We start from the raw sequence: 23260 nt of genomic DNA, 5'->3' as shown, positions 1-23260 counted from the left end.
ACAAAAAGACGATTGTTTTATCAATCGTCTTCTGTTTATAATTGCTTAAAATATCAAAAAAAGCAATTATTAGGTTGAGTTGCTTGTTTCATCAACCCTGTATTATTAAAATTTGACTTTTTTAAGTTTCCACAAAGTCTCTATAAATTTATCGACATCCTGTGTGGTGTTGTAAAAAGCCAATGAAGGCCGAACAGTAGTCTCGACACCCAATCTGCGTAAAATAGGCTGGGCGCAATGATGACCGGTTCTGACAGCGATTCCTTCTTTGTTTAAAGCCTGACCCACTTCTTCATTTGAGTAGCCTTGTAAATTAAAAGATAATACGCTGGCTTTATTGGCTGCAGTTCCTATTAACCGAACACCCGGAATTTCTTTGATCAGTTTCGTCGCATAATCCAACAAATAGTGTTCGTATTGCCCGATCGCATTGATACCAATTTTTGTAACATAATCAATAGCAGCACCAAGACCTATGGCATCAGCGATATTTCCCGTTCCGGCTTCGAAACGATTGGGTGCTTTGTGGTATTTTATCTCCTCAAAAGTTACATCCTGAATCATGTTTCCACCTGATTGGTAAGGCTGCATATCGTTTAGCAAATCTTCTTTTCCATACAAAACACCAATTCCGGTTGGCCCAAAAAGTTTATGTCCTGAAAAAACTAGCCAATCGGCATTTAAATCCTGAACATCTACTTTCATATGAGAAACCGATTGTGCTCCGTCCAATAAAACTTTAGCTCCAACGGCATGTGCCATTTCGACCATTTTCTTGGCAGGTGTTACGGTTCCAAGTGCGTTTGAAACTTGTGTAAAAGCTACAATTTTTGTTTTTGAATTCAGCAATTTGGCATATTCATCCAACAGAATTTGTCCATCGTCATCAACCGGAATTACACGTAGTTTCAAGCCTTTTTTATCAGCCAGACGTTTCCACGGAACGATATTGGCGTGGTGTTCCAGGTTGCTCACAACAATTTCATCGCCTGCCACTAAATTATTGTCACCCCAGCTTTGTGCCACAAGATTAATACCTTCTGTAGCGCCGCGAACAAATACAATTTCATTAACAGAACCTGCATTCAAAAATACTTTTACCTTTTCACGGGCAGCTTCGTACGCATCTGAAGCTCTTGCAGCCAATTCGTGTGCCGCACGGTGGATGTTTGAGTTTTCGTGTTCATAAAAATAAGCAATTCGTTCAATTACCGATTTTGGTTTTTGAGTCGTTGCGGCATTGTCAAACCAAATCAGAGGTTTTCCGTTTACTTTTTCACTTAGAATTGGAAAATCTTTTTTAATTAAATTGGCATCAAAAGGAGCGTTTTCCAATTGGTTAAATTCATGAAACGAATTCCTGCTGGCCGTTGCCGGAAACGGGTTTTTTCTATCAAAAGCAAAAGGATTATTCTCAAGGAAATAATACGAATTTTGAATTTCTGCCGGGTTTGATACTAAACCAGATGGAATTCCAAACGCTGTATTAACACTTGCCAAGGCTTCTTTTAATTCACTTTCAAATGAAGAACCCTGCGTTTGAAAAGGCAGATAATTATCATTTAAAAGAAAAGAAGAAAAAACATTATTATCATGGCTGCTCCCATTTTTAAGATTAACATCATTAAAACCCGTAATAGGATTATTGATGTTAAAATCTTTATCATTTGGGTAAGCGGTACCCAAATCTGTATTTGGATATAAGCTTGTAACACCGGTATTTGCATAGTTTCCAACAGATGACGATCCTCCAAAACCGCTCACAGGAGAATGAGAAGGATATGCTGTTGTTGGATTTTGCAAACTGGTATTCGGCGTAAAATCTGCCAGATTTCCTGCACTCAATAGCGTTTCAACAACTTTTGTAGCTTTTGGATGATCATTAAGGTCCGGGCTCAAAGAAATTTCTTTTGGAAACTCATTTGGCAGGGTCTTAAACAACTCGTTGGCTATGTGTTGTAAATCGTCTATGTTATACAAACCGTTGTTGTTAGTATTTGTACTCATGATACTTTCCTATTTCTACATCTTCTAAAACTGCAATAGCGTCATCTACCAATATAGCCAATGAGCAATAAAGCGATACTAAATAAGAAGCAATTGCTTTTTCGTTTATTCCCATGAAGCGAACTGATAATCCAGGTGATTGTTCTCCTTGTAATCCAGGCTGAATCAATCCGATTACTCCTTGGCGGCTTTCGCCTGTGCGTAACAAAATGATTTTTGATTTACCGTTTTTTATAGGTAATTTATCAGAAGGGATTAGCGGAATGCCCCTCCATGTCAAAAATTGAGATCCAAATAATGATGTAGTAGGAGGTGGAACACCACGACGTGTACACTCGCGGCCAAAAGCAGCGATAGCTAATGGATGCAATAAGAAGAATCCAGGTTCTTTCCATACTTTTGTTAATAATTCGTCTAAATCATCAGGAGTTGGTGCGCCGGTTCTGGTTTTGATAATTTGCGAAGGTGCAACATTACTCAATAAACCATAATCTTTATTATTGATTAATTCGCTTTCCTGACGTTCTTTTATTGTTTCAATTGCCAGACGCAATTGTTCTGTAATTTGATTATAAGGCTTGCTGTATAAATCAGAAACACGTGTGTGTACCTCTACAATTGTCTGAACAGCTGCAAGATTATATTCACGAGGATTATCGATATAATCCACAAAAGTATTTGGTAAAATCCTTTCGTCCCTTGCTGAACAGTCAACTTCGATATGACTTCCGTCTTTTACCTTATTCAGGCGGTATACACCTGATTCTACCGGTGTCCAATGCAATAAATGTGTTAACCATCGTGGGCTAATAGTTCCAATTTGAGGAACCGAACGTGTAGCAATTGCTAATTGTCTTGCTGCTACATCTCCTAATGCGGTCTGTTGTTTTTTTAATTCTGCCATTTTGCTAATTTTTAATTTATTTATAGTTAATTGATTCGTTAAGTCAGGTCTTATAGATTTTTAATATATCTATAGGTAAACTGATGTGTTAAAAATGATATGCCAAAAAATAAATAATTCATTAAATTTACTTAATTGGTTTGTGAAATTTTCAATTAGAGTATTATAAAATTGTTTAATATAACTCGTCGATCGAAAGATACCTTTCACCTGTATCATAATTAAAAGTCATAATTACGGCATTTTCAGGAATGTTTTTCAGTTTTTGTGAAACAGCTGACAGTGCAGCTCCGGTAGAAATACCTGCAAAAATTCCTTCTTCACGGGTTATTTTTTTCGCGTAAGCAAATGCAGCATCTTTTTCTACAGTAATAATTTCGTCAATGTATTTGCCGTTAAAGACTCCCGGAATAAATCCTGCCCCAATTCCTTGTAAAGGATGAGGAGAAGGCTGACCTCCGCTCAAAACTGGCGAAAGGGCAGGTTCTACAGCATAGGTTTTCAAATTTGGAAAATGCTGTTTTAATATTTTGGAAACTCCCGTAATATGTCCGCCCGTTCCAACGCCTGTAATTAAGTAATCGATACCATCCGGAAAATCTTTTATAATTTCCTGAGCAGTTGTTCTTTCATGCACTTCAACATTAGCCGGATTTTCAAATTGTAAGGGGATAAATGAATTTGGTGTTTCTGCAGCCAGTTCATGTGCCTTTTCTACAGCACCCGAAGTACCTTTCTCTCTTGGCGTCAAAACGAATTCGGCACCATAGGCATTCATTATTTTTCTTCGTTCTAAACTCATTGATTCCGGCATCACCAAAATCACTTTGTATCCTTTTACTGCGGCGACCAGGGCAAGTCCAATTCCGGTATTTCCCGAAGTAGGTTCTATAATAACCGAATCAGGGTTTAAAAGCCCTTTTTTCTCAGCATCTTCAATCATTGCCAAAGCGATTCGGTCTTTGATGCTCGAACCCGGATTTGTTTTTTCCAGTTTAATCCAAACCTGATGATTTTTAAAAAGTTTGTTGAGCCTTACGTGTGGCGTATTGCCTATGGTTTCTAATATATTTTGATATTTCATGATACTGGTTTTTGGTTGTTTTTCCACTATATAAGTGATATAAGTTCATCTTAGTTTTTAGTCTGTTGTGTAATTTTTAAATATTTTTTCACGCAGATTTTAAAAAGATTTATGCAGATAATTTTCATAACAGATAATCTAAAATTAAATCTGCCAAATCTGCGTGAAACAAAACTTTTAAAAATTTAATCTATGCTTCTAGCCTGCACTGAGCGGAGTCGAAGTGTGTTAGATTATTTCACAAATTTTCGGCATTACTTTTAAATGAACTTATATCACTTATATGGTTTTAAAAATTTTAAATCGAATAAAAAATAGGTTCCGGAAACGGATTATTGTCCTTAATTTTCATTTCATTTTTGTGATATACTACCGAATTTGACGGAACTGTATAGGTAAGCCAGACGTTTCCTCCGATTATGGAATCCCTGCCTACGGTTGTCTGTCCACCAAGAATGGTGCTATTGGCATAAATAATAACATTGTCTTCTATTGTTGGATGTCTTTTTATAAAAGCTTCCTCTTTTTTTACACTCAAAGCACCAAGAGTCACGCCTTGATAGATCTGCACATTATTTCCGATAATAGCCGTTTCGCCAATTACAATTCCGGTTCCGTGATCGATAGCAAAATCATTTCCTATTTGCGCTCCCGGATGAATTTCGATACTGGTTTTGATATGTGCGTATTCCGAAATCGTACGGGCAAGAAGTTTTAAATCCTGCTCCCACAACTGATGTGAAAAACGATAAATTGCAATAGCAAAAAAGCCCGGATAGGAATACAAAACTTCTTCTAATGTTTTTGCTGCCGGATCTTTTGCAAAAATGGTCTGGGCATCATTTAGTACTTTTTTATGCAGGTTTGGCAGTGCTTCAAAAAACGTTTCGGTCTGTTGATTACTCTTGTCGCTTTGAGGAGCAAAATCCAATACTAATTCGTTAAATTGTATTTCTAATTCAGTGAATTTACCTTCAATAATAGTTGCATTTCCCAAGGTTTTTGACGTAGTTGAAAAAAGAACGCAAAACAATTCATCAATAAAATGATGTATTAATTTTTTGGGAGGTAGAATTAATAAGTTTTGATGCTGTTTAGCTATTTCCTGATAAAATGAATTCATATGGAATTGTTTTTTGCATTAATTTTTTTTCTGTTGTGTAAATTATTTTAACACACTTCGACTCCGCTCAGTGCAGGCTGGAAACATAGTTTTTGTAAACTCAAAATAGGTGTTTCACTTTTTTTAAAACACACATAGCTATGTGGAAGAAATGTATTTCTTTTTGATATTCTTTTTTATGCTTGAAACCTATGTATCTATGTGTTAAATAAAAACGTGTTATTTCTTAGCCGCAGCGCCCGGAATAAGTTCATTTTTTAGTTTGAATTTGCTATATTCTACCACTCCTGTCTGATCAGCCCATTCAAAATATTTAGCAGATAACTGATTTACTATTCCGGGATTTTGTTGTGCAACATTGGTTGTTTCCCCTCTGTCGGTTTCTATATTATAAAGCTCCCACTCATAAGAAGGATATGTCGAAACCAATTTCCATTTGCCATCCCTCGCAGCTCTGTTTCCGGCTCTTTCCCAAAATAATGGTGTACCTCTGTTTACTTCTGTGGCACCATCAAATAAAACAGGCAATAAACTTTTTCCGGCCAATGCATTTGTTTTTACACCATTGTATTCTTGAGGATATTGTATTCCGGCAAGATCATAAAAAGTAGGGGCAAGGTCAATAATATGTCCCGTACCTTTGTCAATTCGTCCGGCTTTTATTTTTGATGGAAACCAGGCAATGAAAGGAGAGCTAAAACCACCTTCGTGCATGTTATTTTTATATTGTTGTAAAGGAGTATTTGACAAATAAGCCCAGTTTTGTTCCTGATAATCAAATGATCCTGAAGTTCCTATTGGCCCATCATTTCTAACAAGTCCTCTTCCCAGTGGATTATAAGTATTAAAGCCACCTTGTGCACCATTGTCTGAAATAAAAATGATTAGTGTATTTTTATCCTTTTTCAAGGCTTTTATTTTTTCCAAGACTTTCCCAACATTTTGGTCCATGTTGTCGACCATTGCGGCATATACTTCCATTTTGGCTTTCCAGAATTGTTTTTCGTCATACGTCAATTTATTCCATTCCGGTACTTCAGGATCTCTTGGTGCAACAGTTTGACCAGATAGTAAAATGCCATTTTCTTTTAATCTTTGAATTCTTTTTTCCCTTAAAACATCCCAGCCTTCATCAAATTTTCCTCTGTATTTGGCAATGTCGACAGGTTTTGCCTGTAATGGCCAATGCGGAGCTGTAAATGCCAGATATAAAAAGAAAGGTTTATTTTCTTTATTTTGTTCCTCTAAGAAAGTAACAGCATTATTTCCAATCTCGTCTGTAAAATAATAGGAGTCATCTTTAGGGTGCAATACTTCATTATTTCTGATTAAACTTACCGGATAAGGTGTTTTTCCGAAAGGTAAAGGTTTGGTGTCAAAATAATTGGAAGCACCTTTTAAGATTCCGTAAAATTTATCGAAACCTCTTTGATTTGGCCATTGCGATTTGTCTTCAGAACCTACGTGCCATTTTCCGGACAGGATTGTGCTGTAACCTCCCGAGCGGAATACTTCTCCCAAAGTCAAAGATTCTTTGTTTAAATATCCCTGATAAGCAGGCAATCCTAAGTTAACATCAAAATAACCAACACCTGCTTTGTGCTGATATTGTCCTGTTAATAGAGAAGCTCTCGTTGGTGCGCAAATGGAGTTATTGTAAAATTCACGTAATCGTGTACCTTCAGCAGCGAGTTTATCCAGATTAGGAGTTTTAATTTCTGAACCATAATTACCTAAATCAGAGTAGCCCATGTCATCAACCATAATCAGAATAATATTGGGTTTTGAAGCCGCAGTCTGTGCCTGACTAAAAAAGCCGAATGTGAATATCAGGTTGATGGTAATAAATGTTTTCTTCATTTTAATTTGATATTTTTTAATTTTTTAACTTTTGGATATACTTTGATATGCCATTTGATACAAATTATTGCAGCAAACAGAAAGTTGAATTATATAGTAAGAAATTTTTATGGATTTTAAAAGATTCGTTTTTATGTTAGATTCGATAAAATAAAATCGATTGTAACGGATTAACCACGAAAAATTTAGCAACAGAAGCACATATAACAAAAAGTGTTATAGGTGTATTTTTTAGGAAGAATGTAAGATGATATGCTTTCTGTTGTTTTCAAAATGTAGTTTTTTTGATTTAAATATGATTTTAAACTCTACTAATTCTATAGACAAAGTTAAATTTATTATATTGATATCCAAAAAAATATTCAATTATTTTTTAAAATAGTAGGGCAGAAGCTTTTTATAAGAGGAATAATATAGTTATAAAATATTGATTTTTAGTATTATATGGAGGTATTGTTCTGCTGGTATAAAAGCAGAAAAAGGAGTCTAAAATACTATATTTTTAGTGTTTTAGACCTCTTTTTTACATTTTCAAACTTTTGAAAACCAAAAAAATGATGTTTTAAGCGAAAAGAATTATAATTTTTTAAAATTTAAAATTATTGACCAAATAATAAAAAGGCAATAATCAGCGTAATAATCACATTAAAAAACTGAGCAATCAAAAATGCATACAAAGGCTTTTTACTATTGTTGCTGAATAAATCCTTAAAGTTGGTTTCTAATCCAATACTGGTAAAAGCCAAAGCAAACCAAATTCCCTGCAGATTTTTCAAACTGTCTTTTACCGTATCTCTTGTTTCAGAAGTTAATAAGAAAGAGAACACTAATGAGGCTATAATAAAACCAAGGACAAACTTTGGAAAACGCTCCCAAATAACACCTAACGTAGGTTTTGATGCAACAGCTTCAGAAGATTTATTGTGCGTGTATGTCCAATAAACAGAAATTGCAAAAGCGGCTAATCCCAGTAAAACATTTTGTGAAAATTTGACAATGGTACTAATTTTCAAAGCAGTTTCTCCTACCAAAGAACCAGATGCCACAACAGCCCCGGAAGTATCAATACTGCCGCCTAGCCAGGCTCCGGTAACTTCTTCAGGGAAATTAAAATATTTGGCAATGATTGGCATGAAAATCATCATCGGGATGGCGGTTACCAATACCATAGAAATTACATACGACAGCTTTTTTGAATCTCCTTTGATCGCGCCCGAGGTTGCAATTGCTGCCGAAACCCCGCAGATAGAAACAGCACTCGAAATCATCATCGTTAATTCATCATCGACTTTTAGCTTCTTACACATCCAAAAGGCAAAATACCAAACCGATAAAACCACAATCAAAGCCTGAATTAATCCTAAAGAACCTGCTTTCAAAATGTCTGAAAAAATCACACTGGTTCCCAATAAAACCAAACCGATTTTTACGAAAGTTTCTGTAGATAAGGCAGAGCGAAACCATTCAGGAAGCCTGAAAAAATTCCCTATTGCCAGACCAATAATCAAACTAAAAATTACGGCTTCTAAATTGAGTCCTTTAATGGTTGTATTTCCTGCAATAACCAAAGCAAAAACAGTCAACAGGTATACGATTGGAAAACCCAATAAAAAGTTTTTTACTGATTTCCCTATTAAAAATGCAGCTATGCTTCCTATAACAATCAGGTAAATAAATTGAACTAACAGAATTTGCAAATTTCCGATGGAAAATACATCCTTCAGTAAATCGGTTCCGTTGGACCATTTGAATACCGGAACTTCAGGAAGAAATATAAAAAGAGAAATTCCAATTATTAGAAATCCCAGAAGTACGACTGTCCAGTCTTCGTGAAGGGTAAATTGTTTTGTATTATTTGACATTTTTAGTTGAATGATTTAAAGTATTTTCTTTAAAATTTAGTGTTGAATAGTTTCCTGCTTTAGCTGGAGAAACTAATTTGCGATTGAAATTGGCTTTAGCCGAATAAAACTTTTGGCTTGATATTTATGATTTTAAATTGATAACCTGCAAGTTTTTAGAGACTTGCAGGATAGCAAAAAACAAAACAAACAAACTTAACCACTTAATATGTTTTATAGTATTCCTGATTAATTCCCCCTAAATTGATCAGAAATGATTTTATTAATTATTTTGAGCCAAAGCGAAATCAACATCTTTTTTCAAATCACCCAATCCATCTTTTTTGAAAGTGATTTTTCCCTTTTGATACAAAATCAAGGTCGGAAAAACTTTTACTGTTTTCAGATCTGCTATGACTTGTGGGTTATCTTCTAAATCTATTTCTACAATTTTTAAATTATCTCCGTATTGAGCCCTAATAGTCTCTAAAACAGGCTTTACTTTTTTGCAGGCACCACAATATACAGATCCGATGTCAACCAAAACAGTATTGTTATCAGCAATGATTTTGTTGTATTCAGCTATTGATAATTTGCTTTTTGAATTGGCATAAAAGGGTTTTCCACCTCCAATCCAATTCGCAATACCACCTTCTAAACTATAAGCTTCCTTAAAACCGGTTTTTAATAATTCTTTTTCCAGCTGCACGCTTCTGCCAGCTGCAATTGAATAGATAAATACAGGCCTTGATTTGTCTAATTTTGCAATATATTTATCATAATCTTTCGACTGCAGATTAAAATTGATGGCACCTTCGATATGATTTAAAGCAAATTCTTCCGGAGCTCGCGCATCAATGATTTGTGGTTTTTGCTGACTTTTTATTTTTGTGTAAAACGAATCTAAAGGCAAAGTATTACTGTTTTCATTTTGGGAAAAGCCAGCAATTGTAATTAGAAATACAATTGCTGCTATGCTGTGTTTAATGATTCTATTTTTCATGTTTTTTTAGGATTGAGATTGAACCTGCTCCAAATAACTCGGATTCTGAGAAACAACATTTGCTTTCTGTGTTAATGGTACAGAAAGAACTCCTTCGGCCAGGGCACTTCCTTCTTTTTTAGATTTGAATATCGGCCAAAGAAATTGTGCGTACCATTCTTCCTGTTTGTATGATTTCATTCCGTATGATTTTGGGAATTGGCGGGTGATTAAACCTGTCCCGAAAATCACATCCCAAATGAAAAACATATTTCCGAAGTTTCCTTTAAAATGCCCAACACCGTCTCCACTTGTATCCGCATGATGTGCGTGATGTGTGGCCGGAGTTGAAATTAAACGTTCTAAAACCCAGGCAGCAGGATGAAGTACTTTGTATTTGTAAAAAGGTTTATCCCAGGCAATACTGGAATGTGCTGTTAATGTAATGATGCTTTTTATAACCAATACAAACAAAGCAGGTAACCCCAAACCTAGAAAGGTTAAAGTTGCTGTTAAGTAAATCTGAGAGAAAAACACCGTGTAAATAAAGTTTTGTCTCGAAAGCATCGCCATTCCCATGTATGGAGCCGAATGATGCGTTCTGTGAAAACGCCATAAAAACGGAACCTGATGATGCAAACGGTGGTACCAATACTGAGTAAGATCATCTGCTACAGCAATCAGGAAAAAACCTCCCCAAAACGGAACCCATGAAAGTGTGTTTTCCAAACCTGGAATTAAATTAGGTAAAACCGTTAAGCTGAAAAAAGCAATTACCGGAGGCAAAATCAATTTTGGGGCTAAAAAACTAACAATATCTATTTTGCGCTCTTCGCCGGTCCATTGATCATCATATAAGCCTGCTCCAAATTCGATGATTCCTAAAACAAGCATAAAAACTGTTAATCCCCAGGTGCGGATGTTCTCGAAAGCCGGTTTTGTAAATTCTAAAAATGAGGGCAATGAAATGTGTGATTCGCTTACAACACCATTACTTAATTTAAAATATAGATAAATTGCCAATACAGGCAATGTGTATAATAAAAGACTGATGCTTAAATCTCTCGTCAGTTTGCTTTTTGAATTGTGATCTGTTGCCATAATTTCTTATTTTAAAAATTGATTAATTAATGCCAAACCTCCGGCCAAAATAACCAGTGGTACTAAAAACAGGATTGTTCCAACGACAATCTTCTTTCCTATAATTTCATAGTCTGTTCGTTTCATGATAATTTGATTTAAAAGAATCAGGTCTTTAGAGGATTAAAGGATCTGTATTCTTAATATTATTATTAAAATTCTTTAATATTTCCAGAAATCATTTGTCATCCTGAGCGGAGTCGAAGGCTTCTTGCATAGAAAGGACTTCGACTCCGCTCAGCCTGACACCAATTTTTGAATTAGACTCTACCGGGTTATTATTAATTAGTACCGCCTGGTTTGGTTGCCTTCTCAATCAAATCCTGAACAGTTTTATCTTTATCTGCTCCGGTATTATGTATTCTTCTGTTGTATACATCCTGCCAGTCAATTAGCGGATAAAGGTTATTCTCTTTGGCTTGCTCATCAAATAGTTTTTTAAGCTCGGCCAATTTTTCAGGATGTTTTTTTGCCAGGTCATTACGCTCGTTAAAATCTTCGTTTAGGTTGTATAATTCCCAAACATCCGTATCAAAATTACTCGGTGCAGGTTTTTCATTTTTACCCAAACTGTTTTTCACAGCAAAAGAATCAGGTAAATGAGCCGCAGCGGCTTTCCATCCATCTTTGTAAATGGCCCTGTTTCCAAAAATGTAATAGTATTGTACTTTATGCAATGATTCTGCTTTTGGATTATCTAAAGAAGCCTGAAATGAGGAACCCTGGATTTTATCCTGCTTAATTTCTCTGATATATTCCGGAGCTTTAATTCCTGCAATATCCAATGTTGTCGGAAGTAAGTCAGTTACATGACTGTATTGATTTCTGATTCCTCCTTTTTCTTTAATTCCCTTCGGATAAAAAACAATCAGCGGATTACGGGTCCCTCCTTCTGAATGTGCGTCTTGTTTCCAATTTTTAAAAGGGGAGTTGGTTGCCTGAGCCCAGCCTAATGGATAATTTGTATTTAAGCCTTGTGGAGTTCCAATTTCTCCGATATTATTTAAATTATCCTGAAGATTTTTTTCATCAGCGATTTGCGAAAAAAGCTTTTGGTTTATTGTACCCTGTAAAGTACCTTCTTTACTGGCACCATTATCACCAATTGCAATAAAAATCAAGGTATTGTCTAATTGATTGCTCTCCTTTAAATAATTGATTACTCTTCCAATTTCGTGATCCGTATAAGTAAGGTATCCCGCATATACTTCCATAAATCTGGCATATACTTTCTTTTGATCCGGACTTAGTTTTTTCCAGTCTGTAATAAGCGGATTGCGTTCCGGTAATACAGCATTGGCAGGAATTACACCCAGTTTTTTTTGATTCGCCAATACTTTTTCACGATAAGCATCCCAGCCTTCATCAAATTTTCCTTTATATAGATTGCTCCACGAAGCATCTACCTGATGAGGTGCATGAACAGCTCCCGGTGCATAGTACAAAAAGAATGGTTTATCCGGAGCTGCTTTATGCTGCTTGGTAATATAACTAATGGCTTTATCAGTAATCTGATCGGTTAAATGTCGTCCATCAGGTGTTACATGTGCATTGTCTTCTACTAAATCAGGTTTGTACTGGTCGGTTTGTGATCCTAAGAAACCAAAAAAGTGTTCAAATCCCTTACCTGTTGGCCATCTGTCAAAAGGTCCGGCATCGGTAGCCTCTTCATCAGGAGTCAATCCATATTTACCCACAGCAAAAGTGTTGTATCCCTTGTCTCTTAAAATCTCAGCTATTGTTCCTTTGTCTGATGGAATTCTTCCGTCCCAGCCAGGAAATCCTGCTGATAAAATAGTGTGTGAAAAACCGCTTTCATGAACTCGTCCGGAATTTCTACCGGTTAATAATGCCGCACGGGTAGGAGCACAAATTGCCGTTGTATGAAAGTTGGTATACCTCAGACCATTATTTGCCAAATTATCAAAAGTAGGTGTGCTGATCAAACCTCCAAAAGCACTTGAGGCTCCAAATCCTACATCATCCAGTAAAATCCAAACAATATTTGGAGCACCGGCAGGAGCTTTTACAGGTTCTGGCCAATATTCTTTTGATTCTGCCAATGTTTTGCCAATTACACCTTTGAAATTGGAACCTTGTTCGTTTTGCGCAAAACCAAATTGAGCAATTAGCAATGCGGTAATTAAAAGTCCTTTTTGCGGACTCTTAAGCTTTGAGTTAAATTTAAATTTTTTCATTTCCAGTTATTTTTATAGTTAATTAACAACACACCCTCTTTCAGGTCAGTGTTTTATTTATTTAAATCATCTAATTCTATAGATTTAGTATAATTTTAATTTGTATTTGTTTAACACGCAATCAGTGTTTTTACTACTATTTTATTTTATTCCAATCTTCTACACCTACTTTTACTGACCATTGCTGATGCAATTCAATCAGAGTCTGGAGCAGTTTTGGTTCTGATTTTGCCAGGTTTTTTGTTTCTGTCCGGTCTGTCGCAAGATTGTACAATTCCCAGGGCTGATTATTTTCAGCTACCGCTTTCCAATTATCTTTTCTTACTGCTTTGCTGCCTTCATGTTCCCAAAACAAGGCTTCATGCGCATCAGATTGTTGTCCTTCAAATTCTTTTTTTAGACTAATACCTTCTAAGGGTATGAGTTTTTTTTCCTGAAAAAAATCGGGATATTGAAAACCGGCAAACTCCAGACAAGTTGGAAAAATATCAATCAAATGGCTTACCCTGTTGCTTAGTGTACCTGCCTTAATATGCTTTGGATAATAAGCAATAAAAGGAGAAGCTATACCGCCTTCGTGGGTGTTCTTTTTGAATAATTGAAAAGGCGTGTTGCTCACATTTCCCCACGGACTTTCGTAACTGTCAATCGACGCAACCGAACCTGGTGTTCCATTTTTTTGTGTAACATAATTCCAGTTTTTTACATCATCGGCACTTCCGCCATTATCCGAAAGAAAAAGAACAAGGGTATTTTCTTCTTCTCCCAAAGACTTGATTTTCTGCAGGATTTCTCCAATTCCAGCGTCCATTCGGTCGATCATGGCGGCGTAAATTGCCATCCGGGTATCCCATTTCTCTTTTTCTTCGGCACTTAGTTTTTCCCAATCCGGAACTTTTTCAAAACGATTTGATAAGTCCCAATTTTCATCAATGATTCCTTGTTCTTTTAATTTTTTAAAACGTCTTGCTCTCAGTTTATCCCATCCTTCCAGGTATTTGCCTTTGTATTTTGCAATATCTTCCGGCAATGCCTGAATGGGCCAATGCGGGGCATTATAAGCAACATAAAGAAAAAAAGGATGTTCCTGATTTCGCTGTTTTTCTAAAGAACTAATAGCAAAATTGGTAATCTCCTGAGTCAAATAAGTAGAAGTATCCGTGCGAATAACTTCTTTATCTCCTTTCAAAAAAGTAACTTTTCTTCCGTCGTTATACAAAGGTTCCGAGTTAAAATAACTGCTCCCGTTGTTTTGTAAAGTAAAGGACTCATCAAACCCCCGATTAACCGCCCAGGCTGATGGTACTAAACCAACGTGCCATTTTCCGGAAACAATAGTGTTGTATCCTGCCTGTTTGAGTGCTTGCCCAATCGTGATGCAATGCTCGTTTAAATATCCCTGATAGGCAGGAAACCCCTTGTCCTGAACCATGTCTCCAACACCTGCCTGGTGTGGATACAAACCCGTGAGTAATGAAGCCCGGGAAGGACAGCAACGCCCTGCATTATAAAACTGCTTTAGAATCAGCCCGTTTTTAGCGAGTTTGTTCAAGTTTGGGGTTTTAATTTCTGAGCCAAAAGCACCAATATCTGAGAAACCTAAATCATCCGCCAAAATGACGATGATGTTAGGTTGCTTTTTCTGTGCAAATAGCTGAAATTGTGCTACAACCAATAGGGCAAGAATGAACAGTTTTTTAATCATTTTATTTATTCGTAAGTAAGCCGTTTATTAATAGCCTGGATTTTGTGGCAACCCTACAGGGTCAATATTTCTTTCGCTTTGCGGAATCGGGTATAAAGTATTTCGTTCTGAAACAGAGTTTTTTGCCGTTACTTTTTTAATTTCGGTAACCAAAGTTCCCCAACGCACTAAATCAAACCATCTTTGTCCTTCCTGAACGAATTCTTTTTTACGCTCTTCCTGAATTGCTGCTCTAAAAGCCGCCTGATCTAATCCTGATAAATCTACTGTTGCATCCGGTGTATTGATTGGTTTGCCAAAAGCTCTTCTTCTTACCTGATTGATAGCCTCATAAGCTTCAGCTGTTGGTGCTCCCTGCTCATTTATCGCTTCTGCCAAAGACAATAAAATATCAGCATAACGAATTACAGGAAAATTAATAGCCACATTTGATGGTGTTGCTAAATTGCTTAAATCAAGGTATTTGCTAAAAATTGGCTTCGGAAAAGTATACAACGTTCCGGTGGCCGGGTTTAATAATTGTTTTTTATAACTAACATCCCTTCTGGTATCTCCTGCAGCATAAATGTTATAAAACAAAGCTACATCTGAAATAATATCCGCAGGTTCCGTAGCCGTAAATCCGGTAAAAGATGTTGCCTGAAAAGTGCTTCCGCTAGATCCGTTTCCTGCCTGATTTGGCTCAAACTGAACAGAGAAAATATGTTCTTTTCCGTTCTTTTTTGTTTTAGTAAATATATCCTGGAAGTTTTCGAACAAAGCATATCCATAACCGCCGTTTATTACTTCTTTAGCTTTTAAAATGGCGTTTGGCCAGTCTTTTCGGGTCAAATAAACTTTAGCTAAAATAGCTTTTGCAGCTCCCGAAGTTGCACGTCCGGCATCGGCAGCAGAATAAGTAGCAGGTAAGCTTTCTGCAGCTGTCAAATCTGAAATTATCTGAGCGTAAACTTCATCTACAGTTGCTCTTTTTGATTTTAAGCTTTCTAATTGGATAGAAGTAGGTTCGTGCAAAACGATTGGAACTCCGCCCCAAAGACGAACAGCCTGAAAGTAAAGTAACCCTCTGATAAATTTAGCTTCATTGATCAATCTGGTTTTAACAATGTCTGAACCGGATACTTTCGGAATGTTATCAATAGAAACATTCGCTCTGTTAATTCCGGCATAAATTTGCCTCCACGCAACCTGAACACGGTCTGAAGTCGCATCATGAGTCAAACTGCTCAAAGCCCTAACCTGTGGGTTTGTTGCAGAAACTCCCGCAGCAGCATAATCAGAAGCCATATCGGTTAAGAAATAAAGGTTTCTCCCGAATAAACTCTGCTCACCCGGATCAAGGCTTAACGAAGCATAAACTGCAGTTACGCTCGCCACAGCATCATCCTGGGTATTAAAATAGTTATCTTCGGTTACAAAAGAGGTTGGTGTTGTCTCTAATTCTGTGCACGATACAAATATCGTGGCACTTAATAGCAATGTTATAATAATCTTTTTCATCGTTTTATATTTTTTTACTTAGAAAGTTACGTTCAGGCCCGAGATGAATGTCTTAGAGTTTGGATAAGAACCAAAATCAATTCCCGGATATAAGTTGTTTTGTTCGTATGAACTTACTTCCGGATCATATCCTGTGTATTTTGTCCATGTAATTAAGTTTTCGGCAGAGACATAAAATTTTACGCTCTTTGCACCCAGTTTTTTAGAAACACTTTTTGGTAAGGTATAGCCAAGCGTGATTAATTTTAATCTTAAGAATGAAGCATCTTCCACGTAACGCTCGGAAACTATTCCTAACGGAGAACTTGATGCTCTCGGAATTTCATTACTTGGGTTTGTTGTTGTCCAGCGGTCTTCAAGAGTTGAAGCTGCATTGGTTCCAAGAGTAGAAATCTCTAGTTGTTGATTCAAAGCATTGAATATTTTTCCGCCGTAAGATCCCTGAAAAGAGAAGTTCAAATCGAAGTCATTATAAGAAACCGTGTTGCTGAAACTACCAACAAATTTTGGTTGGGAACTGCCCAGGCTTCCTTTATCAAGAGCGGTAATTACTCCATCTCCATTAGTGTCAACATATTTTCTGTCGCCCACTTTTGTATTGGCCAAACTGTTTATTTTTGGCTGTGTATTAATTTCTTCCTGAGTCTGGAAAATTCCGTTGGTTTTGTATCCCCAGAAAGTTCCTAATGGCAATCCAACTTTTACCGTTACAGGCTGTTGTTGTAATAAAGAACCATTTGGTACAACCGGGAAAAACTGATCAACTCCATTTCCAATAGCAACTACTTTATTTCTGTTAGCAGAAAATACAATATTTGAGTTCCAGGAGAAGTTTTCTGTTTTTAAATTTTCGGTGGTTAAGCCAATTTCAATACCTTTATTTTCAACACCTCCAATATTTTGAAGAACAGTCGCATATCCTGATGTAAGCGGGACCGGAACATTTATAAGTAAATCTTTTGTTTTTTTGTAGTACACATCAAAAACAAAATTGATTTTTCTGTCCAATAATGATAAGTCTAAACCAACATTATATTGATTTGTTTTCTCCCATCTCAAATCCGGATTTGCCAATCGGGTAGGGGTTAAACCGGTGTATAATGTTCCTCCAAAAGAATAATTAACAGAACCGATTGAAGCTAACGAAAGGTAATTTCCAATTTCCTGGTTTCCTGTTGTTCCGGCAGTAATTCTAAGTTTAGCTTCGGTTACGCCTTTAATATTATTTGCAAATTCTTCATCAGTAATATTCCACGAGAATCCGGCTGATGGAAAATATCCCCAAAGTGATTCAGAACCAAATCTTGAAGAACCATCCGCACGGGCAGAAAGTGTAAAGTTGTATTTTCCCTTATAAGAATAATTTACTCTCATAAGCCATGATTTTAGGACACTTTCGAATGCTTCGCTATACGGTTTTACCGCAACTCCATCCTGGAGTGCATTATAAGTATTGGCATCATTCACAAAAGTATTGGCTCCTGCATTAACGACTTCGCCTTGTGTATATTGAAGTGTATAACCTCCTAAGGCAGAAAATTTATGATTCTCACCAAAATTAGTGTTGTAATTCAAGGTGTTTTCATTCAATACTGAACTCACTAATCTGTCACCAACAGAAGCTAATCCTTTGGTTCCTGCACCGTTTGTTGTATTTGCAGGTGCATAATAGTTTTGTTTCGTATTAATTACGTCACCACTTACAGCAACTTTAGCGGTAAGTTTTTTGGTTATTTTATACTCACCAAATAAACTTGTCAGGATTCTGTTGATTTTAGTTTCGTTAATAGTATTTTCTAAATCATTAATAGGATTCGGAACATAGCCATTTACTGAAGTTGCATAAATATTATTGGTTACATTATAACTTCCATCAGCATTTTTAATCGGAACAACTGGTGCGGTTAATACCGCACTAACTAAAGGGTTTGGAGTTCTTCCGCCACTTCCGTTAGTTCCAACGCCATTTGCGACTGAGTTACTATAATTAGCATTTACACCGAATTTAAAATTTTGAGAGTAATTTTTTTCGTAATTCGCACGAAGTGAAATTCTTTTAAAATCAGATCCAAGAACAATACCTTCCTGATCAAAATACCCGGCAGAAATCGAATATCTCGATCTTTCATCTCCGCCTGAAAAAGATAATTGATGGTTTTGTACCGGAGCAGCGGTTCTAAAAGCAGTAGACTGCCAGTCGTAGTTTCCGGATGTTTTAAAAGCCTCGATTTGCGCATCAGAGAAAGATGGAGCCTGCCCAATACTTGTCTGAACATCATTTCGCAATCTCGCCCATTGGCTGGCATTCATTAAATTAAGTTTTTTGGAGATATTTTGAAATCCAAAATAACCCTGATACGAGATATTATCTTGCCCTTTTGTACCTTTTTTAGTTGTAATAATTACAACACCATTAGCACCACGTGAACCGTATATTGCAGTGGCTGAAGCATCTTTTAAAACTTCAATCGATTCAATATCAGATGGGTTTATAGTTGATAAAACATTTAGGCTTGCACCGGCATAAGAAACCCCTGCCGAACTGTTGGAGTTATCATTGTAAATCAAAATTCCGTCTACAACATACAAAGGCTCGTTACCCGCAGTAATTGAGTTTCCTCCTCTAATACGAACGCTTGAAGATGCGCCCGGACGTCCTGAACTTTGCGTAACTACAACTCCGGCAACAGCACCTCTCAATAAATTATCTGCCGATGAGGTTACCTGAGATAAATTGGCTTTTGGAACAGAAGCTACAGAACCGGTAATGTCTTTTCTCTTTTGAGTTCCGTATCCCACGACTACCAATTCATCTAATTCTTGTCTTTCTTCTTTTAAATGAATAATAACCGGATTCTTTCCAACTACAACTTCGGCTTTTTTGTATCCGATGTAAGTTACTATTAATGTGTAAGGAAGTTTTTGACCGGTCTGAAAATAAAATTTCCCTTCAGCATCTGTTACAACTCCGTGCGTTGTACCTTTAATATTTATTGAAGCACCAATAATTGGCTGATTTGTAATATCATCGACTACTGTTCCGTCGAGTTTAGATTGAATAAGTGGTGTTGTATCCTGCGCCTGAATTTGCAGGGATATCAACAATATTGTTACCCATAAAATGAGATTTATATTTTTTTTCATTTCTTTGTATTGGTTTAAGTAATTAACAAGGAACCCTGAAAGTTGAATTTTCAACTCTCTATTATTTCCTTTTATTTAGCGATAAATATTCTTTAAGCCTTGCCATTTCTGTTGCCGCAGAAATGGCTTTTTTTATTTACAACAGCAGTAGTGCATCTTTTTCATTTTGTTTTTTAGTTTTTAATTCGTCATTTTTTTTTATTTATAGGTATGGTTTCAAGAATCTTTTCGATACAAATTAATGTATAAACCAGATTTTGTAATTCTTACAGGTAATCTTGGGGTGAAATTTTAAAAGATTTGTTGTAATTCGATCTGTTAAATTGAATAATCGAATACAAACGAAAGAATTGCTGAGAGGATTAGCAACAGAAGCACATATAACAAAAGGTGTTATAAGTATATTTTTTTGGAAGAATGTAATACGATATGCTTTCGGTTGTTTTCAAAATATAGTTCTTTATGGTTTTAAATATGATTTAAACTCTACTAATTCTATAGACAAAGTTAATTTTAATATAATAATAACCAAAAAAAAATTAAATTATTTTATGAAAAATAAACAAAAATATTTTTTTATTAAAATGAATTTTATTTTTAAGTTATTTAAAATCAATAAATTATAAGATTATTTTTCATTTTTAAATGTTAAAAATATTTTTAAACTAAAATTTTAAATCAATATTTTTTGTCACTTTTTTAAGACTTTATGACTGTTGTTAAAATCAGATTTGCTGATTAAAACGTCTGTAAAAGCATTATTTAAACCCTAAATATCACATTTTGAAGTAAAGTAGTATCAATTTAAAGAAGCATTCTGAATAAATTAGAGTAATTTTATAGGAAGAAAAATAAATTTAATTTTTTTAACCATACTAGTAATAAATACTTATATTTGTGATAAGTATTTATACTTAGTTTTATATTTTTTAAAATGATACAAGTTAATGAAGCTCTAACGATTGTTGCTGGGAATAGCACTAAGATGTCAACACAAAAAATGCCTGTAAGTAAAGCATTGGGATATGTTTTGGCAGGAACAGTATATTCACCGATTTCAATGCCGCCATTTCGTCAATCAGCAATGGATGGTTATGCTTTTAATTTTAGTGAAAGACAGCAGTATGATGTTATCAGCAGTTCACAAGCGGGAGATCATTCTAATATAAAATTAAAAGATAATGAAGCTATCCGTATTTTTACTGGTGCTTACGTTCCGGATGATGCAGATACCGTAGTTATGCAGGAGCATGTTATGGCTAATGAAAATTCAATTTTGATTGCAACAATGCCCGAGAAGTTTGCTAATGTCCGTGTCAAAGGAGAACAAATAGAAAGAGAAGGTATAGTTTTTGAAGCCAATATTTTGATTACGCCGGCTGCAATTGGTTTTTTAGCATGTTTGGGTATTACAGAAATAACGGTTTATAAAAAGCCCAAAGTGGCAATTTTAGTTACCGGAAATGAATTAACAGAACCCGGTAAAAAATTAAAAAAAGGAAAAATTTACGAAAGTAATTCGGTGATGCTGCAGGCTGCACTTCAAACAATCGGAATTAAAAAAACGAAAGTATACAAAGTAAAAGACAATCTTAAAGCAACAAAAAAAGCATTAAAAAAAATATTGGCAAAATTTGATGTGGTTTTAATTTCCGGCGGAATTTCAGTAGGGGATTATGATTTTGTAAAAGAAGCTTTGCTAGAAAATGGAGTTGAAGAACTTTTTTATAAAATCAATCAAAAACCGGGTAAACCAATGTTCTTTGGATCTAAAAATGAAACTTTAGTTTTTGCTTTGCCAGGAAATCCGGCATCATCACTTACTAATTTTTATATTTATGTTTATCCGGCAATCAAAAACCGAATGGGATTCTCAGATATTCATCTGCCAAAATTAGTTCGAAAGCTAAATGCAGGCATTACAAACAGCTCAGGAAAAACATTGTTCTTAAAAGCCTTATATGATGAAACCCATGTAACGGTTTTAGATGGTCAGAGTTCAGCAATGCTTAACACTTTTGCAACAGCAAATTGCTTGTTAATCGTTCCGGATGATGTAAAAACACTTAAAAAAGATCAATTTGTAACTTTGTTGCCGATTGATTAGAGTTTTAATTTTAGAAAATAGAATAAAGAGTAAAGAATAAGATTTTTATGTAAAATATTGAAAAGCAGTATATAAATAAAAACATATAGCATATAAAACAATAAACAATAAACAATAAACAATAAACAATAAACAATAAACAATAAACAATAAACAATAAACAATAAAATGCAGTTACTTACTTCCGAAAATATAATCTTATTCAGCTTTGCATTAATCGTGATAGCTTTCCTGTACTCGAGTGTAGGACATGGCGGGGCATCAGGTTATTTGGCACTAATGACTATTTTTGCTTTTCCGGTAGCCATAATGAAACCTTCAGCTTTGTTGTTGAATTTATTTGTTTCCAGTATTTCATTCTTCTTTTATTATCGAATGAATTATTTCAGGCCAAAACTCTTTTATCCGTTTGCAATTGCTTCAATTCCCGCCGCTTTTATTGGTGGTTTTGTTACTTTAGATAATGCGGTTTATAAAATTATTTTGGGAATTGTATTGGTTTTTGCAGCATTGAGACTGTTCGGAATATTCAATTTTAAGGAAAAAGAAGCAGTTCAGATAAAATTGCCTTTCGCATTAGCAATCGGATTTGTAATTGGTTTGTTATCTGGAATGCTGGGTATAGGAGGCGGTATAATTTTGAGCCCTATTTTATTGTTTTTAGGATGGGCTTCAGTAAAAGAATCGGCGGCTATTTCCAGTCTGTTCATATTTGTAAATTCATTTGCGGGAATGCTGGGATTTCTTTTGGGAGGAAAAATAATTCCGATGGAAAGTTTTTATTTGGTTCCAATCGCAGTTGTCGGAGGAGTTTTGGGAGGATTTTACGGAAGCGGTTATTTTTCAAACAAAACCTTAAAAATAGTTTTAGGAACAGTGATTTTAATGGCGAGTGTTAAGTTGATTTTTCCATAAATTAAAAAATTATCTAACACATAGAAACATAGATTTTTAAATTTTAAAAAGAGTAAATAAGATAATATATTATCATCACGCATAGCTAATGTGGATTCATGCAAAGTGAAACACCTTTTTACAGCAGCAGTATTGTTAAGAAAAAAAAGTAGATTTTAATATAAATAGTTTAATCATGGAAGCATTAACAGCATTTATTCTTTGCGGAGGAAAAAGTTCCCGAATGCAATCAGAGAAAGGATTGGTTTTGTTTCAGGGAAAACCGTTTATAGAACATATTATTCAGGCTATTTTGCCTCTTACGTCAACTATTCAGTTAATAACGAATACTAAAGAATATGATTATTTGCCTTATCAAAAAATAGCTGATATCGTTAAGGATAAAGGGCCTTTGGGCGGAATTTATACAGCGTTGACGAATTCTGAAACCGAATTTAATATGATTTTGAGTTGTGATATTCCGTTAATTTCGTCTGAATTGTTGTCTGAATTAATTTCAAAACACAATCAGGAAGCTCAAATTACTGTTTTTGCTACAGAAAGCAGAATACATCCTTTAATCGGAATTTATTCGAAAAAAATAGTCCCTGTTATAAAAGAAGCGATTGATACAAATGAATTAAAAATGATGGATTTTCTATCGAAAGTGCCTCATCAAATTATAAAAATAGAAGAAAGTGAAAACTTTCCTCTTACCAATATTAATTCGGTTGACGAATTAAACGACCTGAATATCAATTTAAGTTAATA

15 protein-coding genes are annotated in these 23260 nt (G+C 35.3%); 3 read left to right on the top strand and 12 right to left on the bottom strand.

The features are described from left to right. Window positions 1-105 precede the first annotated feature (105 nt). The 12 genes from PMI10_RS10505 to PMI10_RS10450 form a co-directional block, all read right to left on the bottom strand. Window positions 106-2007 carry a family 2A encapsulin nanocompartment cargo protein cysteine desulfurase gene (locus PMI10_RS10505; RefSeq protein ID WP_007807511.1) on the bottom strand — a complete coding sequence of 634 codons (1902 nt, stop codon included), beginning with the start codon at window positions 2005-2007 and terminating at the stop codon, window positions 106-108. Then, the gene (locus PMI10_RS10500) at window positions 1991-2911 is read right to left on the bottom strand and encodes a family 2A encapsulin nanocompartment shell protein (protein WP_007807509.1); all 921 of its coding nucleotides are present in this window, start codon (window positions 2909-2911) and stop codon (window positions 1991-1993) included. Before PMI10_RS10500 ends, PMI10_RS10505 begins: the two co-directional genes overlap by 17 nt. 175 nt (window positions 2912-3086) lie before the next feature. Beyond that, on the bottom strand, window positions 3087-3995 hold the full coding sequence (gene cysK, locus PMI10_RS10495) for a cysteine synthase A (protein WP_007807507.1): 909 nt from the start codon (window positions 3993-3995) through the stop codon (window positions 3087-3089). A 298-nt stretch (window positions 3996-4293) separates the two neighbouring features. Next, window positions 4294-5118, bottom strand: a complete 825-nt coding sequence (epsC, locus tag PMI10_RS10490) for a serine O-acetyltransferase EpsC (RefSeq protein WP_007807506.1) — start codon at window positions 5116-5118, stop codon at window positions 4294-4296. A 219-nt stretch (window positions 5119-5337) separates the two neighbouring features. Beyond that, window positions 5338-6978 (bottom strand): arylsulfatase, encoded by a 1641-nt coding sequence (locus tag PMI10_RS10485; protein ID WP_007807504.1) that lies wholly within the window; start codon window positions 6976-6978, stop codon window positions 5338-5340. Between the two features lie 599 nt (window positions 6979-7577). Further along, window positions 7578-8840, bottom strand: a complete 1263-nt coding sequence (locus PMI10_RS10480) for a YeiH family protein (RefSeq protein ID WP_007807503.1) — start codon at window positions 8838-8840, stop codon at window positions 7578-7580. Between the two features lie 262 nt (window positions 8841-9102). Then, on the bottom strand, window positions 9103-9822 hold the full coding sequence (locus tag PMI10_RS10475) for a thioredoxin domain-containing protein (protein WP_007807502.1): 720 nt from the start codon (window positions 9820-9822) through the stop codon (window positions 9103-9105). A gap of 6 nt (window positions 9823-9828) precedes the next feature. Next, a complete protein-coding gene (locus tag PMI10_RS10470) occupies window positions 9829-10902 on the bottom strand; it encodes a sterol desaturase family protein (RefSeq protein WP_007807501.1) in 1074 nt (357 codons plus the stop codon). Between the two features lie 320 nt (window positions 10903-11222). Next, window positions 11223-13139 (bottom strand): arylsulfatase, encoded by a 1917-nt coding sequence (locus tag PMI10_RS10465; RefSeq protein ID WP_007807499.1) that lies wholly within the window; start codon window positions 13137-13139, stop codon window positions 11223-11225. Window positions 13140-13275: 136 nt separating this feature from the next. Then, complete coding sequence (locus PMI10_RS10460) at window positions 13276-14844, bottom strand: arylsulfatase (protein WP_007807498.1); 1569 nt, start codon at window positions 14842-14844, stop codon at window positions 13276-13278. 27 nt (window positions 14845-14871) lie between these two features. After that, window positions 14872-16344 carry a RagB/SusD family nutrient uptake outer membrane protein gene (locus PMI10_RS10455; RefSeq protein WP_007807497.1) on the bottom strand — a complete coding sequence of 491 codons (1473 nt, stop codon included), beginning with the start codon at window positions 16342-16344 and terminating at the stop codon, window positions 14872-14874. A gap of 18 nt (window positions 16345-16362) precedes the next feature. Next, on the bottom strand, window positions 16363-19488 hold the full coding sequence (locus PMI10_RS10450) for a SusC/RagA family TonB-linked outer membrane protein (protein ID WP_007807496.1): 3126 nt from the start codon (window positions 19486-19488) through the stop codon (window positions 16363-16365). Between the two features lie 934 nt (window positions 19489-20422). Here PMI10_RS10450 and glp point away from each other — a divergent pair. The 3 genes from glp (at window position 20423) to PMI10_RS10430 (ending at window position 23258) form a co-directional block, all read left to right on the top strand. After that, window positions 20423-21595 (top strand): molybdopterin molybdotransferase MoeA, encoded by a 1173-nt coding sequence (gene glp / locus PMI10_RS10440; RefSeq protein WP_007807495.1) that lies wholly within the window; start codon window positions 20423-20425, stop codon window positions 21593-21595. Window positions 21596-21763: 168 nt separating this feature from the next. Next, the gene (locus PMI10_RS10435) at window positions 21764-22510 is read left to right on the top strand and encodes a sulfite exporter TauE/SafE family protein (protein ID WP_007807494.1); all 747 of its coding nucleotides are present in this window, start codon (window positions 21764-21766) and stop codon (window positions 22508-22510) included. Window positions 22511-22685: 175 nt separating this feature from the next. Next, the gene (locus tag PMI10_RS10430; RefSeq protein WP_007807492.1) at window positions 22686-23258 is read left to right on the top strand and encodes a molybdenum cofactor guanylyltransferase; all 573 of its coding nucleotides are present in this window, start codon (window positions 22686-22688) and stop codon (window positions 23256-23258) included. Window positions 23259-23260 lie beyond the last annotated feature (2 nt).

This window comes from Flavobacterium sp. CF136 (genome assembly GCF_000282055.1).
Taxonomy (GTDB): domain Bacteria; phylum Bacteroidota; class Bacteroidia; order Flavobacteriales; family Flavobacteriaceae; genus Flavobacterium.
Note: the sequence above shows the minus strand (reverse complement) of the source record. Positions and strands in the feature narration are given on the sequence as shown.